The 17947-nt window shown below is 62.8% G+C and carries 16 protein-coding genes; 7 read left to right on the forward strand and 9 right to left on the reverse strand.

The genetic code is table 11. From position 1 onward, the window contains the following. Positions 1-9 precede the first annotated feature (9 nt). The 4 genes from AC02Y0_RS15640 to AC02Y0_RS15655 are packed head-to-tail and all read left to right on the forward strand — an operon-like array spanning position 10 to position 4997. A complete protein-coding gene (locus tag AC02Y0_RS15640; RefSeq protein WP_476379787.1) occupies positions 10-774 on the forward strand; it encodes a LamB/YcsF family protein in 765 nt (254 codons plus the stop codon). Positions 775-795: 21 nt separating this feature from the next. Then, a complete protein-coding gene (locus AC02Y0_RS15645) occupies positions 796-1602 on the forward strand; it encodes a putative hydro-lyase (protein WP_476379789.1) in 807 nt (268 codons plus the stop codon). 8 nt (positions 1603-1610) lie between these two features. Further along, positions 1611-3212 carry a 5-oxoprolinase subunit B/C family protein gene (locus AC02Y0_RS15650; RefSeq protein ID WP_476379790.1) on the forward strand — a complete coding sequence of 534 codons (1602 nt, stop codon included), beginning with the start codon at positions 1611-1613 and terminating at the stop codon, positions 3210-3212. 48 nt (positions 3213-3260) lie between these two features. After that, positions 3261-4997, forward strand: coding sequence for an acetyl/propionyl/methylcrotonyl-CoA carboxylase subunit alpha (locus AC02Y0_RS15655; RefSeq protein ID WP_476379791.1), 1737 nt, complete (start codon positions 3261-3263; stop codon positions 4995-4997). A gap of 83 nt (positions 4998-5080) precedes the next feature. On the opposite strand, the gene AC02Y0_RS15660 is transcribed toward AC02Y0_RS15655, so the two are convergent. From AC02Y0_RS15660 to AC02Y0_RS15670, 3 genes are all read right to left on the reverse strand, one after another. Further along, on the reverse strand, positions 5081-5272 hold the full coding sequence (locus tag AC02Y0_RS15660; RefSeq protein ID WP_076392028.1) for a CsbD family protein: 192 nt from the start codon (positions 5270-5272) through the stop codon (positions 5081-5083). Between the two features lie 176 nt (positions 5273-5448). Then, positions 5449-6276: a p-hydroxycinnamoyl CoA hydratase/lyase gene (locus AC02Y0_RS15665; RefSeq protein WP_476379793.1), complete on the reverse strand. Its 828-nt coding sequence runs from the start codon at positions 6274-6276 to the stop codon at positions 5449-5451. 51 nt (positions 6277-6327) lie between these two features. Next, positions 6328-7884: an AMP-binding protein gene (locus AC02Y0_RS15670; RefSeq protein WP_476379794.1), complete on the reverse strand. Its 1557-nt coding sequence runs from the start codon at positions 7882-7884 to the stop codon at positions 6328-6330. Positions 7885-8046: 162 nt separating this feature from the next. On the opposite strand from AC02Y0_RS15670, the gene AC02Y0_RS15675 reads away from it, so the two are divergent. Continuing rightward, complete coding sequence (locus AC02Y0_RS15675) at positions 8047-8559, forward strand: MarR family winged helix-turn-helix transcriptional regulator (protein ID WP_102019099.1); 513 nt, start codon at positions 8047-8049, stop codon at positions 8557-8559. 64 nt (positions 8560-8623) lie between these two features. Here AC02Y0_RS15675 and AC02Y0_RS15680 read toward each other — a convergent pair whose 3' ends face one another. Continuing rightward, positions 8624-10069: an aldehyde dehydrogenase gene (locus AC02Y0_RS15680; protein ID WP_476384055.1), complete on the reverse strand. Its 1446-nt coding sequence runs from the start codon at positions 10067-10069 to the stop codon at positions 8624-8626. A 199-nt stretch (positions 10070-10268) separates the two neighbouring features. Next, positions 10269-11441: a 4-hydroxybenzoate 3-monooxygenase gene (pobA, locus tag AC02Y0_RS15685; RefSeq protein ID WP_476379795.1), complete on the reverse strand. Its 1173-nt coding sequence runs from the start codon at positions 11439-11441 to the stop codon at positions 10269-10271. A gap of 104 nt (positions 11442-11545) precedes the next feature. Here pobA and AC02Y0_RS15690 point away from each other — a divergent pair, with 104 nt between their 5' ends. Further along, on the forward strand, positions 11546-12487 hold the full coding sequence (locus AC02Y0_RS15690) for a helix-turn-helix domain-containing protein (RefSeq protein WP_476379796.1): 942 nt from the start codon (positions 11546-11548) through the stop codon (positions 12485-12487). Here AC02Y0_RS15690 and AC02Y0_RS15695 read toward each other — a convergent pair. Then, positions 12474-14078: an alkaline phosphatase family protein gene (locus AC02Y0_RS15695; RefSeq protein ID WP_476379797.1), complete on the reverse strand. Its 1605-nt coding sequence runs from the start codon at positions 14076-14078 to the stop codon at positions 12474-12476. The genes AC02Y0_RS15690 and AC02Y0_RS15695 overlap by 14 nt on opposite strands. A gap of 131 nt (positions 14079-14209) precedes the next feature. Here AC02Y0_RS15695 and AC02Y0_RS15700 point away from each other — a divergent pair, with 131 nt between their 5' ends. Then, a complete protein-coding gene (locus AC02Y0_RS15700) occupies positions 14210-15130 on the forward strand; it encodes a lysylphosphatidylglycerol synthase transmembrane domain-containing protein (protein WP_476379798.1) in 921 nt (306 codons plus the stop codon). Positions 15131-15138: 8 nt separating this feature from the next. Here the strand turns inward: AC02Y0_RS15700 and AC02Y0_RS15705 are convergent, their stop codons facing one another. Genes AC02Y0_RS15705 through ribA form a run of 3 tightly spaced genes read right to left on the reverse strand, consistent with a single transcriptional unit; the run spans position 15139 to position 17838 of the window. Next, positions 15139-15897: an FkbM family methyltransferase gene (locus tag AC02Y0_RS15705; RefSeq protein WP_476379799.1), complete on the reverse strand. Its 759-nt coding sequence runs from the start codon at positions 15895-15897 to the stop codon at positions 15139-15141. Next, on the reverse strand, positions 15894-16703 hold the full coding sequence (locus AC02Y0_RS15710) for a CDP-alcohol phosphatidyltransferase family protein (protein WP_476379801.1): 810 nt from the start codon (positions 16701-16703) through the stop codon (positions 15894-15896). The genes AC02Y0_RS15705 and AC02Y0_RS15710 overlap by 4 nt, the downstream gene beginning before the upstream one ends. A gap of 28 nt (positions 16704-16731) precedes the next feature. Beyond that, positions 16732-17838, reverse strand: coding sequence for a GTP cyclohydrolase II RibA (gene ribA / locus AC02Y0_RS15715; RefSeq protein WP_476379802.1), 1107 nt, complete (start codon positions 17836-17838; stop codon positions 16732-16734). Positions 17839-17947 lie beyond the last annotated feature (109 nt).

Genomic DNA, 17947 nt, shown 5'->3' on the forward strand with positions numbered 1-17947 from the left:
GAGGACGACATGACTACCATCGATCTCAACAGTGACCTCGGCGAAAGCTATGGCGCCTGGGGTATGGGCGACGACGAGGCGATGCTCGCCATCGTCTCCAGCGCCAATGTCGCCTGTGGCTTCCATGCCGGCGATCCGCTCGGCATCTGGAAGACCGTGAAAGCTGCCGCCAAGCGCGGTGTTTCGATCGGGGCACATGTCTCCTACCCGGATCGCGTCGGCTTCGGCCGGCGCGACATGGATGTCACTTCGGCTGAACTGATCGCTGACGTGATCTATCAGATCGGCGCGATCAAAGGCGTGGCGGCGGCAGCGGGCGTCACCGTCGGCTACGTCAAGCCGCACGGGGCGCTCTACAACCGCATCGCGCATGACGCCAAGCAGGGCCAGGCCGTTATCGACGGCATCAAGGCGATCGATGCTGATCTTGTGATGATGGGGCTGGCAGGCTCACCGATCCTCGAGCTTGCCCGTGCCTCCGGTCTCAAGGTGGTTGCCGAAGCATTCGCCGACCGTGCCTACACGCCTTCGGGCGCGCTCGTATCCCGGCGCGAACCGGGCGCCGTGCTGCATGATGCGGGCCTTATCGCCAAGCGCATGCTGCAGCTTGCGCATGACGGCACGATCGAGGCGATCGACGGGTCCACGATCAAGATCGATGCGCAGTCCATCTGCGTGCATGGCGACAGCCCCGGCGCCGTCGCCATCGCGCAGGAAATCCGACAGGCCTTCGAAAAAGACGGCATCGCGGTGCGCTCCTTCCTCAATCGCTGACATCCGCAAGGAGAGACTTCGATGATCGATCTTGAGACCTTGCGCCATGTCGATACGACCGCCGCACGGACGGCCCGCGAACGCTACCGGGCGGGTGCCGTCGAGCCGACATCCGGCGTGGCACCGGGCTTCACGCAGGCGAACATGATCGTCTTGCCGCGCGACTGGGCTTTCGACTTCCTGCTTTATGCGCAGCGCAATCCGAAGTCCTGCCCGGTGCTCGATGTGTCCGATCCCGGCTCGCATGAGACGGTGCTTGCCAAAGGTGCCGACTTGCGTCGCGATGTGCCGCTCTACCGGATCTGGCGGGATGGCAAGCTCGCAGAGGAAGTGACCGATGCGACGGAAGCCTGGGCAGAACATCCTGACCTCGTCAGCTTCCTGATCGGCTGCAGCTTCACCTTCGAGACGCCGATGATGGAGGCGGGCATCGACATTCGCCACATCACCGACAAGTCGAATGTGCCGATGTACCTCACCAACCGCGCCTGCCGCCCGGCGGGCCGGCTGCATGGCAATCTCGTGGTTTCGATGCGCCCTATTCAGGCCTCTCGCGTGGCAGATGCGGCCACCATTTCGGGGCGCTTCCCGGCAGTGCACGGCGCGCCTGTGCATGTCGGCGCGCCGGAAGAGCTTGGAATTGCAGATCTCGGCAAACCCGAATTCGGCGATGCCGTGCGGATCGAACCGGGCGAAGTGCCTGTCTTCTGGGCCTGCGGGGTGACGCCTCAAGCCGCCGTGATGGCATCTAAAGTCCCATTTGCCATAACCCATGCGCCCGGGCACATGTTCATCACCGACATTCCCGATTCCGCCTATCACGCCTGAGGCTTCGAATGCGCTTTCTCCCCGTCAGCCTGACCGTTCTGATCGTCGAATTGAAAGATCTCGACGAGACGCTCGCGCTCTTTGCCTCGCTGGAAGCCGATCCGGTTGAGGGTGTCGTCGACATCGTGCCTGCGGCGCGCACGCTGATGATCCGTTTCCGTCCGGACATGCTGACGGCAGAAGCGCTTGCTGCGGCCATCTCCCATCGCGATCTCTCGGCCAAGATCCCGCCCTCGGACATGCTGGTCGAGGTTCCCGTCACCTATGACGGCGAGGATCTGCGCGATGTTGCTGAGCTGACAGGGCTATCCGTTGAAGAGGTGATCGAGCGGCATACGGCGAGCGAATTCACGGTTGCATTCTGCGGTTTCGCCCCCGGCTTCGGCTATCTCGTCGGTGGTGATCCGGCGCTCCAGGTGCCGCGCCGGCAGAGCCCGCGCACGAAGATCCCAGCGGGATCCGTGGCGCTCGCCGGCGCATTTTCCGGCGTCTATCCGCAGGCGAGCCCCGGCGGCTGGCAGATCATTGGCACCACGCCGGTGAAGATGTGGGATCTGACACGCGAGCCACCGGCCCTCTTCCAGCCGGGCTATCGGGTGCGCTTCATCGATCTGGCCAAGCGTGCGCAGACGACGATTGCCGAGACCGCTCCGGCGAGGGTCGAGACCCGGACGGTCGAGCATTCAGCATCCACCAGCATCACGGTCACGGCAGCGCCCATGCCGGCTTTGGTGCAGGACCTCGGCCGCTTCAGCCAGACGGGCCAGGGCGTATCGTCCGCAGGCGCACTCGACCAGGGTGCATTTCGTGCTGCCAACCGCATCGTCGGCAACCCGGTAGAGGCTGCCTGTCTGGAGATCACGCTCGGCGGTTTTGCGTTCGAGGTCTCAGGCCCCACTGTCATGGCACTCACCGGTGCGCCCTGCCCGCTGACGATCCGTGACGTCAAAGGTCGCGTGATCGAGGCTGCAAGCTATCAGCCGGTCTCGCTGGAAACCGGCGACAAGGTCACACTCGGCTTTGCCGCCAGAGGCGCTCGCAGTTACCTCGCCTTCCGGGGCGGTCTTGACGTCGCACCGGTGCTTGGCAGCGCTTCGACTGATACGCTGGCAGTCGTCGGTCCCGACCCGGTCGGCGCGGGTGCTGTGCTTGCTATCCGCGCCGCTCATCGCAGCCTCTCTCCCGTGTCGCTCAATGAGAGCCCGGCCTTCGACTGCCCGGCGTCCGGCGAGATCGTCACGCTCGACGTCGTGATGGGTCCGCGGAGCGACTGGTTCACCGAACGAGGTATCGAGACCCTGGCGAGCCAGGTCTACGATGTGACGCCACAGTCGAACCGGGTCGGCATCCGGCTTTCAGGGCCGGAACCACTTGAGCGCAAGGACAAGGCAGAACTTCCCAGCGAGGGCACTGCTACCGGCGCGATCCAGGTTCCTCATAGCGGGCAGCCCGTGCTGTTCCTCGCCGATCATCCTCTGACCGGCGGTTATCCCGTCATCGGCACGGTTGCCGAATATCATCTCGATCTCGCCGGGCAGATCCCGGTGAATGCCAAAATCCGCTTCCGACCCATCACCCAGTTCGCCGAGATCACGCCCGCAGAGGCATGATCTCGCGCCGAGGACGATGGCGCCCAAAAAGACAGTGAGGAGACCCCGATGAAGAAAGTGCTGATTGCCAATCGCGGCGAGATTGCCGTGCGCATCATCCGCGCCTGCCGCGACTACGGGCTCCAGTCCGTCGCGGTCTATGCAGATCCTGACATGGATGCGCTGTTCGTGACCTTGGCAGACGAGGCCTATGGTCTTGGCGGCAGCCGTCCGGCAGAGACCTATCTCGATATACAGAAGCTCATCGACATCGCTCGCCGCTCCGGCGCGAATGCGGTGCACCCCGGTTACGGCTTCCTCTCCGAGCGGGCGGAATTCGCCCGTGCGGTGCAGGAGGCAGGGCTCACCTGGATCGGCCCAGACCCGCATGTGATCGAGGCGCTCGGTGACAAGGTCGAGGCGCGGCGGATCGCGCTTTCCGTTGGCGCACCGCTGGTGGCCGGCAGTGAGGGTCCTGTCGAGACGGCCGAAGAGGTTGTGGCTTTTGCCAAGCAGTACGGGCTTCCCGTCGCGATCAAGGCTGCCCATGGCGGCGGCGGTCGTGGCCTCAAGGTCGCCTGGAAAATGGAAGAGGTAACCGAGCTCTATCACTCGGCCGTCCGCGAGGCGGAGGCCGCCTTCGGGCGTGGCGAGTGTTTCCTCGAGCGTTTCCTTGATCGGCCACGCCATATCGAGGCGCAGGTTCTGGCCGACAAGCATGGCAATGTGCTGGTGCTCGGCACGCGTGACTGCTCGCTGCAGCGGCGGAACCAGAAGCTTGTCGAGGAGGCGCCGGCACCGTTTCTGAGCGACGTCCAGCGCCAGTCGATCCATGACGCGGCGCGGAAGATCTGCGCGGCTGCGGGTTACTCCGGTGCCGGCACGGTCGAGTTCCTGCTTGGCGTCGATGGCACCATCTCCTTCCTCGAAGTGAACACCCGACTGCAGGTCGAGCACCCCGTGACCGAAGAGACCACAGGCATCGACCTCGTCGTGGAGCAGTTCCGGATTGCAGAGGGCAAGGCGCTCGAAGTCTTGGAGACGCCTGCCCCGCGTGGTCATTCGATCGAATTCCGCATCAATGCCGAAGATCCCGGTCGTGGCTTCCTACCGACGCCGGGGGTAATCACCCGCTTCGACCCGCCGTCGGGTCCGGGTGTGCGTCTGGACACGGGCGTCGTCAGCGGCTCCACCATTCCCGGGACCTTCGATTCCCTGATGGCGAAGCTCATCGTGACCGGGGCTAGCCGCGAGCAGGCGCTGGTCCGCGCCCGCCGCGCACTGGCCGAATTCAAGATCGAAGGGGTTGCGACCGTTCTTCCCTTCCATCGCGCGGCGATGGAAGCCAGCGACTTTACCGGTGAAGACGGTTTTCGTGTTCACACGCGCTGGATCGAAACGGATTTTGCCGAGACGCTGGGATCGGCTTCCCGACCGGAGCCACTATCGGACACATCGCTGATCCGCACCCATGTGGAGATCGACGGCAAACGTCATGAACTCGGCATTCCGGCCGTGTTGCTGTCAGGTCTTGGCGGCCTTGCCGGCGCTGGGGGGAATGTCGGCGGACAGACCTCGGCGAAAGCCGAAGACGCCGACAGCATCTCTGCGCCGATTTCCGGGACACTTCAGGCCTTCAAGATTGAGGACGGGACCGAGGTCCAGGCCGGAGATCTGATCGCCGTCATGGAAGCCATGAAGATGGAAACTCAGGTGACCGCGGCACGCACCGGTCGGGTCAGGTTCAAGGCCGAAGCCGGCGCTTATCTGCAGGCCGGTCATGAGATCGCGCGCTACGAAGGATAAGGCGAAGCGGCACAGCAGAAGTCGCCACCGCTAAACGACAAAAGGCCCGCCTGAGGCGGGCCAGATGTTCAAACATATAAGGCTTAGGCCTTGTCGACGACGTTCTTCACGGCGTCTTTTGCCTCGCCCTTGGCCTGCTGGCCATGGCCCTTGGCTTCCTGGGCAGCGCCCTTGGCTTCCAAGCTGTGATTGTCGGTAGCGTCGCCAACGGCCTGCTTTGCCTTGCCGGCCAGTTCATTCGCCTTGCCGGAAATCTTGTCGGATGTGGAACCCATAATCGTTCTCCTTGTTTGCGATATCGCCCAGCTTTCAAGTCGCTATCCGGTCATGTGCCGGGTAAGTCCGTCTCTGGCTGCTCTACGATCCGCTTACATCTACAATGCTTGAGGGAGACGATCGTTCCGGTGACGCGCTCACGCGCCACCGATCTTTTGGGTTCTTAGTCCATTCCTCAGCGCTTGTAGGCGCCGAGACCGGGGCGATAGGTCTTGTCGTCGAGGAACTGTTTCAGGCCTTCAGCGCGCCCATTGCTCTTGTCGAGGAAGAGCATCTGCTCGAGCTTGGCATAGATATAATCGTCGGCCTGCTCCCAGGGCATGTTGCGCACACGCTTGAACGTATCCTTGGCAGCCTTGAGAACCACGGGGTTCTTCTCCAGCAGGCTCGCGCAAAGCGCCCGGACGCGGGTTTCCAGATCGGCGAGCGGCACGGATTCGTTGACCAGACCCATCTCGCGGGCCTTCTGGCCGCCAAAGTTTTCGCCCGTCATGATGTAGTAGAGCGAGTCACGGTGGTTCATCACCTCGGCCACGGCGCGGGTGACATTGCCGCCCGGCAGGATGCCCCAGTTGATTTCGGAAAGTCCAAACGTGGCTTCGTCAGCGGCGATCGCGAGGTCGCAGGAGACCAGCGGCGTGAAGGCACCGCCGAAGCACCAGCCGTTGACCATGGCGATGGTCGGCTTTTCGAAATACATCAGGCGGTTCCACCAGCCGCCCGACTGGCGGCGGCTCTTCAGAACGGCCGCACGGCCCTTGCCGTCGTTCTCGCGGAAGTACTCCTTCAGGTCCATGCCGGCAGACCAGGACTGGCCGGCGCCGCGCAGGACGAGCACACCGCAGCGGTCATCGGCTTCCAGTTCGTCCAGCACTTCGAGCATGCGGACATTCAGCTTCGGGTTCATCGCATTGCGCTTTTCCGGGCGGTTCAGCGTCACGAAGGCGATGCCGTTGTCGAATTCGACCAGAACCGGATCTGGCGTGGTGTTCGTATCAGTCATGTTTGGCTCCTTGAGGCATTTCGTTGGGCGCTGTGGCCTGTTCAATGGTGTTCAGCTGTTGGCGTGGGTCTGGCGCAGGATATGCTTTTGCGCCTTGCCCGATGCCGTTCGCGGGATCTGATCGAGGAAGACGATGCGGGCCGGGCGCTTGTAGGACGCCAGGCGCTCGGCGCAGTGAGACAGGATCTCGTCTGCCGACGGGCTCTCGCCATGGGCCACGATAAAGGCCACGCCGCATTCGCCCCATTTGGGATCCGGCAGCCCGAGCACGGCCACGTCCCTGACCTTGGGATGGGCGCCGATGACGGCTTCGACCTCGGCCGGGAAGACGTTTTCGCCGCCGGAGATATACATGTCCTTCAGACGGTCCGGGACATGAATCACGCCGCCTTCGGCGCGGCGCCCGAGATCGCCGGTGCGATACCAGTCGCCAACAAAGGCGCGGGACGTCTCGCCTGGCTTGTTCCAGTAACCGGGGGTGACCGAGGGGCCCTTTACCCAGATCTCGCCGACATCTCCGTCAGCGACATCCTGGCCATCGTCGCCAACGAGGCGGACCGCGAGGAGCGGTGCCGGGAAACCGACGCTGCCGGGGTGGCGTGCGACTGCATCGCGGTCCAGCGGCATATGGATCGTCGTGCCGGCTTCGCTCATGCCGTAGCCGTTGACGAGCGGGATGCCGTCTTCGAGGAAGGTTTCGATCAGTGCCGGAGAGAGCGGTGCTCCGCCGATGAAGATCGCCTGCAGGGCTTTCAGCGCCGTCGGATCCCAGGCCGGCGCATTGCGCAGTGCTGCAGCCATCTGGGGAACGGCAAAGTAATGCGTGACGCCGAGGGCTGGATCCCCGAGGACCGAGAGCGTCCGCTCGGGCAGGAAGCGATCCGAAATCACGAGGCGACCGCCCATCATCAAGGTCGTGCGCCCGATCGCGACGAGGCCGATCGTGTGGAAGAAGGGAAGATCGCAAAGCGCCACGGAGCGGCTCGTGACCTCTCCGACAAGGGCAAAATTCACAGCCGAGGCAAGGGCATTCCGGCGGGTGATGATGACACCCTTGGGGCTACCGGTGGTCCCTGACGTGTAGAGCATGATGCAGGGTGCATCCGCTTCCGTGGGGGCCGGCTCAGCGCGCTCGGTGCCAGCCAGCCTTCCGACCCACCCGCCTTGCCCCTCGAGGGCGATGGTGCGCGGCAGTTGCTGCTCGACGTCTTTGAGAACCGCGGAGAATTCGACGTCATGCAAAAGCAGAGCAGGCTCGCAATCGGCGATGATCTGTCCGAGCTCGGATGCTCCGAGGCGCCAGTTCAGGGGGACAAAGACGTGGCCCGCGCGCTGGCAAGCAAGACACACTGTGATCTGTTCGATCGAATTGCGCCCGAGAAAGGCAATGCGCTGCGACGCCGGCAGACCGCTTGTGAACTGGCCGATCAGCGCGGCTCCGCGGCCGACCGCCTCATCCAGCGCTGCGTAGGTCTCGGAGCGGCCGGTCGCGACTTCGTAGACCGCCTGCCGCTCGGGGCTGACCATGGCGCGATAGATCAACGGATCATCCGTCTCCAGTCCGACGGATCCCACTTCCATCGCCATCGCTTGGAATTCAGGCTGCATATTCATCCTCCCATCGCCACCCATAAGGGCCTCCTTGGCGAATTGTATGTTTAACATACTAATTACGCGCTCCGCATTTGACAAGTGGGAATTTGACTGTTGCAGTCGAAAGTGATCATGAATGATTTGCAAGTTCCATGCCGCATGATTGGAAGAGGAGCCATGACTCGACATAATGACCTGAAGCCGGCCAATGACGACGACGTATTCGAAGTCGGCGCTCCCTTGCGCACGGGCCGTCTCGACGAAATTCTCGGCTTCCATCTGCGCATGGCCAATGTCGCCATCTATCAGGACTATACGGCGGCGATGGGGGACATCGGTCTGACCCAAAAGCAGTTCGCCGTCCTTGAGCTGATCGCGGCCAATCCGAAAGTCAGCCAGATCGATATCGCCAATCAGCTGAGCATGGACCGTGCCACGATGATGGCGCTGGTTAACCGGCTGGAGGGCCGAAACCTTCTGGAGCGCCAGCCATCGCCGGTCGACCGGCGGCGCCAGGAATTGCTGCTGACGGGCGATGGGATCGAGATCCTGAAACAGGCACGCAACATTCAGGAACAGCACGAACTGCGCTTCACATCGCGGTTTTCGGCCGAAGAGCTGGAGCAATTCATCGACGGGCTGAAGCGCATCTACGCAGATATCATGCCGCGCTCGAACCAGACCGACTGATCTGGTCTATCGCCATCCCCAAACAAAACGGCCGCCCAGAGGGCGGCCGTTCCTGTTTTAAGGATCAGAAGGGGTAGTGCTGGTTCGGATCTTCGATGGTGATCCAGCGCAGCTCGGTGAACTCGGCAATCGCTGCCTTGCCACCGAAACGGCCGTAACCACTGCCCTTGACACCACCGAACGGCATCTGCGGCTCGTCGAATACGGTCGGGCCATTGATGTGGCAAATGCCAGACTCGATGCGGGCAGCGACAGCCAGCGCGCGTCGGATGTCACGGCTGAAGACGGCACCGGACAGGCCGTATTCCGTATCGTTGGCGATGCGGATCGCCTCTTCCTCGCCGCTGACCCGGATGATCGGCTTGACCGGGCCGAAGCTTTCTTCCTGGTACATCCGCATATCGGACGTGACGTTGTCGAGCAGGGTCGCTTCGACGACGCTGCCTTCGCGCTTACCACCGGCGACAAGCTTGGCGCCCTTGGAAACGGCGTCTGCGATCAGTTCGTCCATCTTCTTTGCGGATTCAAGGCTGATGAGCGAGCCGAGGACGACATGACCCTTCGGGTCACCGGCCGGCAGCTTCGAGGCCTTGGCTGCGAGCTTGGCGACGAACTCGTCGGCGATCTTCTCGTCGACGATGATGCGTTCGGTCGACATGCAGATCTGGCCCATGTTAGCAAAGGCGCCGAAGGCCGCAGCGTTCACGGCCGCATCGATATCGGCGTCGTCGAGGATGACGAGCGGTGCCTTGCCGCCGAGCTCCAGCAGAGCTGGCTTCAGGTTGCGGCCGCAAAGCTCGCCGATGATCTTGCCGACCTTGGTGGAGCCGGTGAAGTTGACGCGCTTGACCGCCGGATTGGTGATCAAGGCTTCAACGATCTTGCCTGCATCTTCCGGCGCATTGGTGATGACGCTGATTGCACCCGTCGGCAGACCGGCTTCAACGAGGCACTGGGCGATCAGGCGATGGGTGCCGGGGCACTGCTCGGATGCCTTGAGGATGACGGTGTTGCCGCAGGCGAGCGGCATGGCGACGGCACGGGTGCCGAGAATGATCGGTGCGTTCCACGGCGCGATGCCGAGGCAAACGCCGACGGCCTGACGCATGCCCATGGACAGGGAGCCCGGCTTGTTGGACGGGATGACCTCGCCGGAGATCTGCGTCGTCATCGAGGCAGCCTCGCGCAGCATGCTGGCGGCAACCATGACGTTGAAGGCGCCCCAATGGCCGGTCGCGCCGGTTTCTGCGATCACCAGCGCAGAAAACTCCGCTGTTTTCGATTCCATCACATCCGCTGCCTTGAGCAGGATCTTGCGACGCTCGCCGGGGCCAGTCTTTGACCATGCCGGGAAGGCCGCAGCCGCGGCGTCGACCGCAGCGGCGGCGTCTTCCAGGCTTGCGGCCGAAGCGGTCGTGGCCACTTCCTGCGTGAAGGGATTGATGCGGGTAAAGGTCTTTCCGCCTGAAGCCTGCTTTTCGGCTCCGTTGATCAGCAGCGATATATGCATATTCATGGGTATACCTCCTCCATTGTTGTAACGTTCAGAACCCACGCCACCAGCCGGTGACGTTGCCAGATCACCACTCTCGATTGATCATCGAGCCCCCGGGCAAACGGCAAATTCAGGTACCGGGCGTCTCCGCCGCCCGGCTATTTTGTAAGTCTAACAAACAATTGAATTTTGACAAGTGGCGCTGGACCGGTGATCAGTAGGGAAGCCCGACGTAATTCTCCGCCATTGCCGTGGACGCGGCTCTCGAATGGGTCAGGTAGTCGAGTTCCGCCTCCTGGATCTTCTGGCCAAAGTCTCCCGTATCAGGGAAACGGTGCAGCAATGTGGTCATCGACCACGAGAACCGAACGGCCTTCCACACACGTTTCAGGGCGCGTGCGGAATAAGCATCGATGCCGGCGTCGGACTTCTCCTGATAGTGCTCCAGCAGGCCGCTGATGAGGTAATGCACATCGGAAGCCGCGAGATTGAGGCCCTTGGCGCCCGTGGGCGGCACGATGTGGGCGGCATCGCCGACCAGGAAGAGCCGACCGAAACGCATCGGCTCGGCCACGAAGGAGCGCAGAGGCGCGATCGACTTTTCGAAGCTCGGGCCGGTGACCATGGCTTCGGCATGGTGCGCAGGGAGACGGCGACGGATCTCATCCCAGAAGCGATCGTCGGACCACATGTCGACCGTGTCTTCGAGCGAGCACTGGACGTAATAACGGCTGCGGGTCTCCGACCGCATCGAGCAAAGCGCAAAGCCACGCGGGTGGTTGGCATAGATCAGTTCGTGATTGACTGGTGGGACGTCGGCGAGAATGCCGAGCCAGCCGAAGGGGTAGATCTTCTCGAAGGTCTTGATGGCACCTTCGGGCACCGCCTTGCGGCTTGCACCATGAAAGCCGTCACAGCCCGCGATGAAGTCGCAATCGATTCTCTGGGCGACGCCGTCCTTTTCGAAGGTCACATAGGGATGATCCCCATCGAAACCGGAGGGGGAGACATTGACGGCATCATAGATCGTGAACCCACCATCGCGCTCGCGACGGTCGATCAGATCGCGGGTTAGCTCCGTCTGGCCATAGACCATGACACGCTTGCCACCGGTCAGGTCGAAGAGGTCGATGCGGTGATCGCGGTTGTCAAAGGTCAGCGAATAGCCGTCATGCGGCAGACCTTCCCGGTGAAGGCGTTCGCCGACGCCTGCACGATCCACGAGGCCAACGGTACCTTCCTCCAGCACGCCGGCGCGGACACGAGCCAGAATGTGATCCTTGCCGACGCGATCGATGATGACATTGTCGATGCCGGCATTGGTCAGGAGTTGTCCGAGCAGAAGGCCTGACGGGCCCGATCCGATGATGGCAACTTTGGTCCGCATGACTTTCCTCCCATGGCGCACGCAACTTGTCTTTCGCCAAGTTTTCGGCCGAAGAGCGAACCGTCACAATGGACGCATCGCGTCTTTTGTTGCACAAATCGAACATGACCAAACGCAAGTCTCCGGCGAAAGCGCCGATCCCGACCTATGAGCTCTACGGCGAAGACGATCCTGCGGGATCGCGCTTCTGGGTGCATTGCGAAACGATTCCGGCCCGAAGCGCCCTGCATCACTGGGAAATCGGCCTTCACCGTCACGAGCGCTACTTTCAGATCCTGCTGGTGACCGGCGGGTCCGGCGACGCGGTCTTCGACGGCGAAGTTGCCCGTTTCGAACCCGTTTCCGTCGTCACCGTGCCGCCGGCGATCGGTCATGGATTTCGCTTCTCCCCCGATATCGACGGCTACGTCTTCACCTTTCTCGCGAGCCGCCTGCCTGTCCGTCCGGGCGAGCCGAATGCGCTTGGACGGTTTCTCTCGACGCCGCTGATCACGCGGCTTACGCCTCAGGACCCGGACGGCGACCTCGTTCTTGCTCACCTGCTGCGGGTCGCGGCCGAGTGGCAGGGGCGCCTGACGGGACGAACGGTCCTGATGGAGACGGGGCTTGCCGCAGCGCTTGCGCTCACCGCTCGCCTTGCAGCGCAGGACCGGATGGAGACTGAAGGGGCGGATGACAACGACCGGCGTCTTGAGGCTTTTTCTTCGCTCCTGCACCGCGAAGTGCGCAACCATCGTCCGGTGTCGTTTTATGCGGATGCGCTCGGGATCACCCCCACGCATCTCAACCGCGTTCTGAAGGCGAAGACCGGATTTGGCACGCAGGAGCTCGTGGCACAGCGCCTGATCGAGGAAACCCAGCGCGAGCTTCTTTTCACACCCGGGAGCATCAAGGAAGTTGCATTCCGTCTGGGCTTTTCGGACCCGGCCTATTTCTCCCGCTTCTTCAGCCGTCAAACCGGCCTGACGCCCGGTGCATGGCGTGAGCAGGAACAGGTGCGGCTTGGTTCCCGCGAAGAGAATGCAGACGGCGTCAGCGTGCGCTGAAGAGGTCGACCAGCACCTGGCGCATGGCATTCATCGGCCATTCGCGCGTCTGTGCCGCAGGCAACATGCCGGGTTGGAAGCCCTCGCTTTCGAAGCGGGCGATCAGTTCCCGGTCGGCGGAGACGACATGTAGCGGGACAGCCCGCGACGCATTGGGTCCGGTAATGATGGCGGCGGGCTGGTGATCGCCGAGAATGACGAACACTGTGTCTTTGCCGAAGCGGGCCATGTAACTGCCCAGCGTTTCCAGCGAGTAGTCGATTGTCTGGATGTACTGGCGGCGCACACGCTCCGGATCTGCCCAGACCACGGAGGGCGGATCGCCACTTTCTGCCTGGGCGTTGAAGACCGACCCATCGCCGACCGCTTCCCAGTCAAGGAGGCGAGGTACGGGCGTCCAGGGCGCATGGCTTGATATGAGTGCGATCTCGGCCATGACCTTTTCCCCCGCTGCGCGGGCAGGCGCACGACCGAGACGCTCGAAGGCCGAGAGCGTGTACTGGTCCGGCATCGTCACCCAGTTGAAGGGCTTGCCTCGATATTCCAGGTCTACGGCCGCCAGAACCTGTCGGTAGCCGTAATAGGCTGCTTCCGGCCAGTCCATCGTGATGGCCGGCATGGCGGCGACGGGTTTCCAACCGGCTTGGCCAAAGAGCTGGTTGAGGCTCGGCTGGCGGCTGATCATCAGGCGGTCGTAACGCGCCTGACTGTCGACCCAAAGACCTGAGAGCAGCGTGCCATGGGCAAGCCAGCTCAGGCCGCCCACCGTGGGCGATGTGACCCAGGCACTTGCTGAAGTCAGACCCGCCGCTCGGATTTCCGCGTCCACCTGTTCCAGGCGCGGCCGCGTGATGTCGGCGTAGCGTGGATCTTCCACAGCGGAACGACCGTAGGATTCGACGAAGATCAGGATGAAGTCCTTGTCCGCCAGGCCTTCGAACAGACCCTCGCCGCGGCTTGGTCCCTCCCCCTTCGAAAGCGCCGCCTCGAAGACATGCATGTCCTGCACCGAGCGGACGACAAGGGCGAGCCGATTGGTGAGATAGGACGGCATGCGGGCCTCGACCCGCGGCATGCCGAGCAAGGTCGCGGCGCCGCCCAGGACGACAATCACTGCGAGCCCGAGGATCAGCCAGGATCGACCGGGACGCGGGATCTCCGCCAGCCAGCGGGCCGCGATAAGGAAGAGGACCAGCAGCAGCACCAGACCGAAAAGTGCTGCTGCCACGCCGGCGAAAGCCGCCAGTGTTCCGAGCGTACCGGACATCAGGTTCCAGCCGTCCGCCAGCATCTTCACGTCGAGATAGGGATTGAAGGGCCGCTGGAAGGCGGCCTGGGTGCCGATGTCGGCGAGCTTCAGAAAAAGGATGAGGAGGAGCAGAATTCCGCAAAGCAGCGCTGGCGGCCGGCGCCAGGTTCTGGGGACCAAGAGCAGCAGGAGCATGACGAGAGGCCATTCGAGCGGCAGCCGGGCGAAGGCCTGGAGACCGATGGCATCGGGATGATCCGGGAGGTTGAAGGCAAGCCAGGCAATGGCCGTCACGATGAGGGCGCCGGCAAAGATCCGGATGCTGCTGACAGGCCGCGTCATCGGCAAACACTCCATCCTCGGAACTCATGATCGTGGCACAGGGACGTTTCTGCCGTCATCAAAGTCTGCCGCCTTACCTTTTGCGTATAGTTGTGTGACAGCTCATTCACGATCCACGGAATTCTTCCTGTTTGTCCATCCTTCGCATCCTCACACCGCTCGCTCTGATCGCTCTTCTGGCCTTTCTGTTGTCCAGTATCGACCTCGGCGCGCTGCAATCGGCATTTTCGCAGGTCTCGCCTGTCCATGTGATCGCCGGCCTTGCTCTGGTGCAGGTGCAGATCGCCGTGTCCGCACTCCGTTGGCGGTTTACCGCTGCCCGGCTTGGCGGGAGCTTCCCCGTTTCTCTGGCCATCCGTGAATATTATGTCGCGAGCTTCCTGAACCAGAGCCTGCCCGGCGGCGTGGCGGGTGACGCCATCCGCGCGTTTCGCATGCGCAGTGCGGGCCCCGGCGGTTGGAAGGCTCCGGCTAAGGCCGTGCTCTTCGAACGGCTCTCGGGGCAGATGGCCTTTTTCCTGCTGGCACTTGCCGGCCTGTTCGTCTGGCCCCTCGTTCTCGGCGGCGAGACTGAAGGACGCCAGGCTTTTCATCTGGTGCTCGGCTTCTTCCTCATCGTGGCGGTGATCGCAGTTTGTATCTTCGTCGCCAGACGCCGCCTGACATGGGTGACCCGGATCATGGGGGATGTCACCGATGTCTTCCTTCGCGACCGGGCCCTTCTGGTCCAATCGGGCACAAGCCTGCTGATTGTCTCGACCTATGTCGCGACCTTCTTCATCGCGAGCGATGCTGTGGGGGCGCCGCTCCCCTGGGAGGCCGCGCTGACCATCGTGCCGCTTTGCCTGATCGCCATGCTGATCCCGGCGGGGTTCGGTGGCTGGGGTACGCGCGAGGCGGCAGCGATGGCGCTGTGGCCGATCATGGGTGCCTCTGCGGCCGAGGGGCTGGCAGCCAGCATCATCTATGGCGGGCTGTCTCTCGCCGGCGCGCTGCCTGGCCTGGCGCTTCTCTCGCTTGAGGCGATCAAAGCCCGGCCGCGGCGCGCCTGACGCGCCCATCATGGGGCCTCAATGCGGGCGTAGACATCGCCGGATGGCGCATCAGGCGGCATCTGCGAGAGTTCAACGAGAATTTCATCTGCCGTTTTCCAGCGATCCCAGACGAAGCGATGTTGTTCACCCACGACACGATTGAAGCGGTAGCCGCCGAGACCCATCAGCCGATCAATGGCATTCGAGGCCACCGACGGCATGGCGGGGATGTATTCGAAGGCGATCAAGGGGATCGGCTTGGAGAGGCCATGAAGGATCTCTGCCTCCGCGCCTTCGACGTCGATCTTGCAGAAGGTCGGCAGGCCGTATTTCGAAATCAGGTGGTCGAGTGTCACCATGGGAACCGTAACCTTGCGGTCCCAGACCACCTGGGCAAAGCCCTTGCTCTGCTTCACCGTCTCTACAAAGCTGCTGGAGATGCTGGTCACCGTCGGGTGACGGCTGGAGATCAAGAGATCAATCTCGCCGGCCTTTCGCCCCACGGCCACCCGTTCGAAGCCTGTCAGCGCGCCTGAAAACCGGCTCTCGATGAAATCCGCAAAGGCCGGCTGCGGCTCAACCGCAACGACGCGCGCGCCGAGGTCAAGCAAGGTGCGGCTGCGGCTTCCGACATGGGCTCCGATGTCGAAGACCAGATCGCCGGGCTTGACGATGGAGGCGTAAAACCGCCGCAAGGCGGAGCGCCGCCAGGGTTGGCCGTAATAGACGACCAGAGAGCGGGCGAGACCGAAGGAGGTGGAGAGGCGCTGGACGACACCACTCATGGAGCGACCGGCCTTCGTAAGAGGTAGATGACATCCACCGAGAAGGAATAGACCAAGGCCACCAGGGCAACAGCGGCGGCTGCGGTGGAGTATGGTGGGGTGACAAACGGGATCAGGATCAGGCAGAGCGCCGAGATCTGGATCACGCAAACCAGCTTCCGGCGGAAGGATGGGAACAGCTCCCCGTTCAATCTCGGCAGCATGATACCGGCTGCGACGAAGCCGTAGCGCATCAGGCCGATTAAAAGCACCCAGAGCCCCGCCTTTTCCAAGAGCGCTGCCGCGACCGACAGGACCAGGATCAGGAGCGCATCGATTTCCATATCGAAGCGGGCACCGAGTGCGGATTCGTGGCCGTAGCTGCGGGCGAGATAACCATCGGCACCGTCCAGGGCGAGCGAGATCAGCACCACGCCGACAAGTGTCCAGAGTGCGATATCGGCCCCTGCCAAGCTCTCAAAAAACAGAATGGTCGCGCCCGTCAGACTGACGAGACATGCCCGAAACGCCGTAACCAGATTGGCGGGACCAAAGCGGCGATGGGGATGATCGGGCAGCGCATAGACGACAAGCGCAAAGATCAGCGCCAGCGACAGGATCACGGAGGCAACGAAGTCCCAACCGAGCGGCAGTCTGAAAGAAACCGCTACCGCGACAACGGAGGTGCCTACAAGCAGGCCGGAGAGGCCGCCGAGGGTATCCCTCAGCAGCCCGCGACGCTGCCGCATCATCGACGCCCAGTCCACTGGCGCATGCGTCCAGGGGCGACCAAAGCCATCGCCAAGCCGTTCAGGCTCGCTTGCCATCCTGTAATCCTCCCTGCCCGCTCGAAGCTTACTCTGCAGCGACCAGTGTTTCCAGATCCAGCATATGGCCGGCGCGCAGTGTCTTCGTGCGCAGGTAGTTTTCGTTCTCTGCGGTGACGCGTCCGGTCACGGGTGAGCGCGCCTCCACCTCGATGCCGCCCAGTTCAAGGCCGGCGATCTTGGTCGGATTGTTCGTGTAGACGGCGACCCGGGCGATCCCCAGATGACGAAGCATGGCGACTGCCGCCTCATAACGGCGGTGATCCTCGGCCAGGCCGAGTTCGGCATCAGCATCGATCGTATCGAGACCGAGATGCTGGTAGCCATAGGCGCGCATCTTGGCGCCGATGCCTGTGCCGCGACCTTCCTGGTCGAGGTAGAGCAATACGCCACCGCCGGCCTGCTTCAGCAGGGTCAGACCATTGCGCAGCTGGTCGCCGCAGTCGCATTTCAGCGAGCCGCAGAGATCACCCGTGATGCAGGAGGAGTGGATGCGGATCGGCACGGTCTTGGAGACATCCGGCTTGCCGACAATGATTGCCACCTGATCCTTCTGGGCCAGACCGCCGCGGAAGACGACGAAGTCAGAATCGCCGAGGTCCTTGAGCGGCACGCGGGTGCGAACGATCTTCTCGAAGCGCTGGCGGGCGACATCGGCGCCCTTCAGGCGGCTGGATGCAATCTCACAGCACGCAGCAAATCGATCGCCGATCGCAGTGACGTCAGCCAGAACCATGGCGGGAAGCAGAAGGGCCAGACGCGCCAGTTCGGTCGACTGCGTAGCCAAGGCATCGGCGGGCTGCCAAAGTGCCGGACGCTCAGCGCCGAGTGCGTAAGCCATACGCGACGCATCATCGAAGGACAGGCCTGCGAGCGGTGTCACGACGTCACGGTTGCCGGAGATACCGAGGCGCGTGGCGCGCGGTGCAGTCAGCAACAGGCTGTGGCGGTTTTCAGTGACTGCAGCGAACTGGTCGAAGAGAGAGGGCGCCACGCAATCCAGCGCCACGACCGCTAGCTTTCTCTCCCCCTCGGTGACAACGACGGGCCGCCCATAGCGGAGCTCGGCTACGGCGCGTTCGACTTCGATCTCGGCGGTCGGAAAATGAAAGGCGGGCTGGCTTGAAATGGACATGAGGCATACTCTCCCTATCAGTGGCAACCATTACGCCGGAGTTCCGGCGACGGTTTGCGCTACCGTCGTAAATTTATTTTGATGACGGCTATGGAACAAAATGCCCGCT

The sequence above is a fragment of the Allorhizobium sp. nf9_anc genome, assembly GCF_056323085.1.

Coding starts and splice junctions, on each gene's coding strand:
- AC02Y0_RS15710 (WP_476379801.1), bottom strand. CDS start 16,703: ATGGCAAGCGAGCCTGAACGGCTTGGCGATGGCTTTGGTCGCCCCTGG.
- AC02Y0_RS15670 (WP_476379794.1), bottom strand. CDS start 7,884: ATGCAGCCTGAATTCCAAGCGATGGCGATGGAAGTGGGATCCGTCGGA.
- AC02Y0_RS15675 (WP_102019099.1), top strand. CDS start 8,047: ATGACTCGACATAATGACCTGAAGCCGGCCAATGACGACGACGTATTC.
- AC02Y0_RS15660 (WP_076392028.1), bottom strand. CDS start 5,272: ATGGGTTCCACATCCGACAAGATTTCCGGCAAGGCGAATGAACTGGCC.
- AC02Y0_RS15640 (WP_476379787.1), top strand. CDS start 10: ATGACTACCATCGATCTCAACAGTGACCTCGGCGAAAGCTATGGCGCC.
- AC02Y0_RS15680 (WP_476384055.1), bottom strand. CDS start 10,069: ATGCATATATCGCTGCTGATCAACGGAGCCGAAAAGCAGGCTTCAGGC.
- AC02Y0_RS15650 (WP_476379790.1), top strand. CDS start 1,611: ATGCGCTTTCTCCCCGTCAGCCTGACCGTTCTGATCGTCGAATTGAAA.
- ribA (WP_476379802.1), bottom strand. CDS start 17,838: ATGTCCATTTCAAGCCAGCCCGCCTTTCATTTTCCGACCGCCGAGATC.
- AC02Y0_RS15695 (WP_476379797.1), bottom strand. CDS start 14,078: ATGACGCGGCCTGTCAGCAGCATCCGGATCTTTGCCGGCGCCCTCATC.
- AC02Y0_RS15705 (WP_476379799.1), bottom strand. CDS start 15,897: ATGAGTGGTGTCGTCCAGCGCCTCTCCACCTCCTTCGGTCTCGCCCGC.
- AC02Y0_RS15655 (WP_476379791.1), top strand. CDS start 3,261: ATGAAGAAAGTGCTGATTGCCAATCGCGGCGAGATTGCCGTGCGCATC.
- pobA (WP_476379795.1), bottom strand. CDS start 11,441: ATGCGGACCAAAGTTGCCATCATCGGATCGGGCCCGTCAGGCCTTCTG.
- AC02Y0_RS15645 (WP_476379789.1), top strand. CDS start 796: ATGATCGATCTTGAGACCTTGCGCCATGTCGATACGACCGCCGCACGG.
- AC02Y0_RS15690 (WP_476379796.1), top strand. CDS start 11,546: ATGACCAAACGCAAGTCTCCGGCGAAAGCGCCGATCCCGACCTATGAG.
- AC02Y0_RS15665 (WP_476379793.1), bottom strand. CDS start 6,276: ATGACTGATACGAACACCACGCCAGATCCGGTTCTGGTCGAATTCGAC.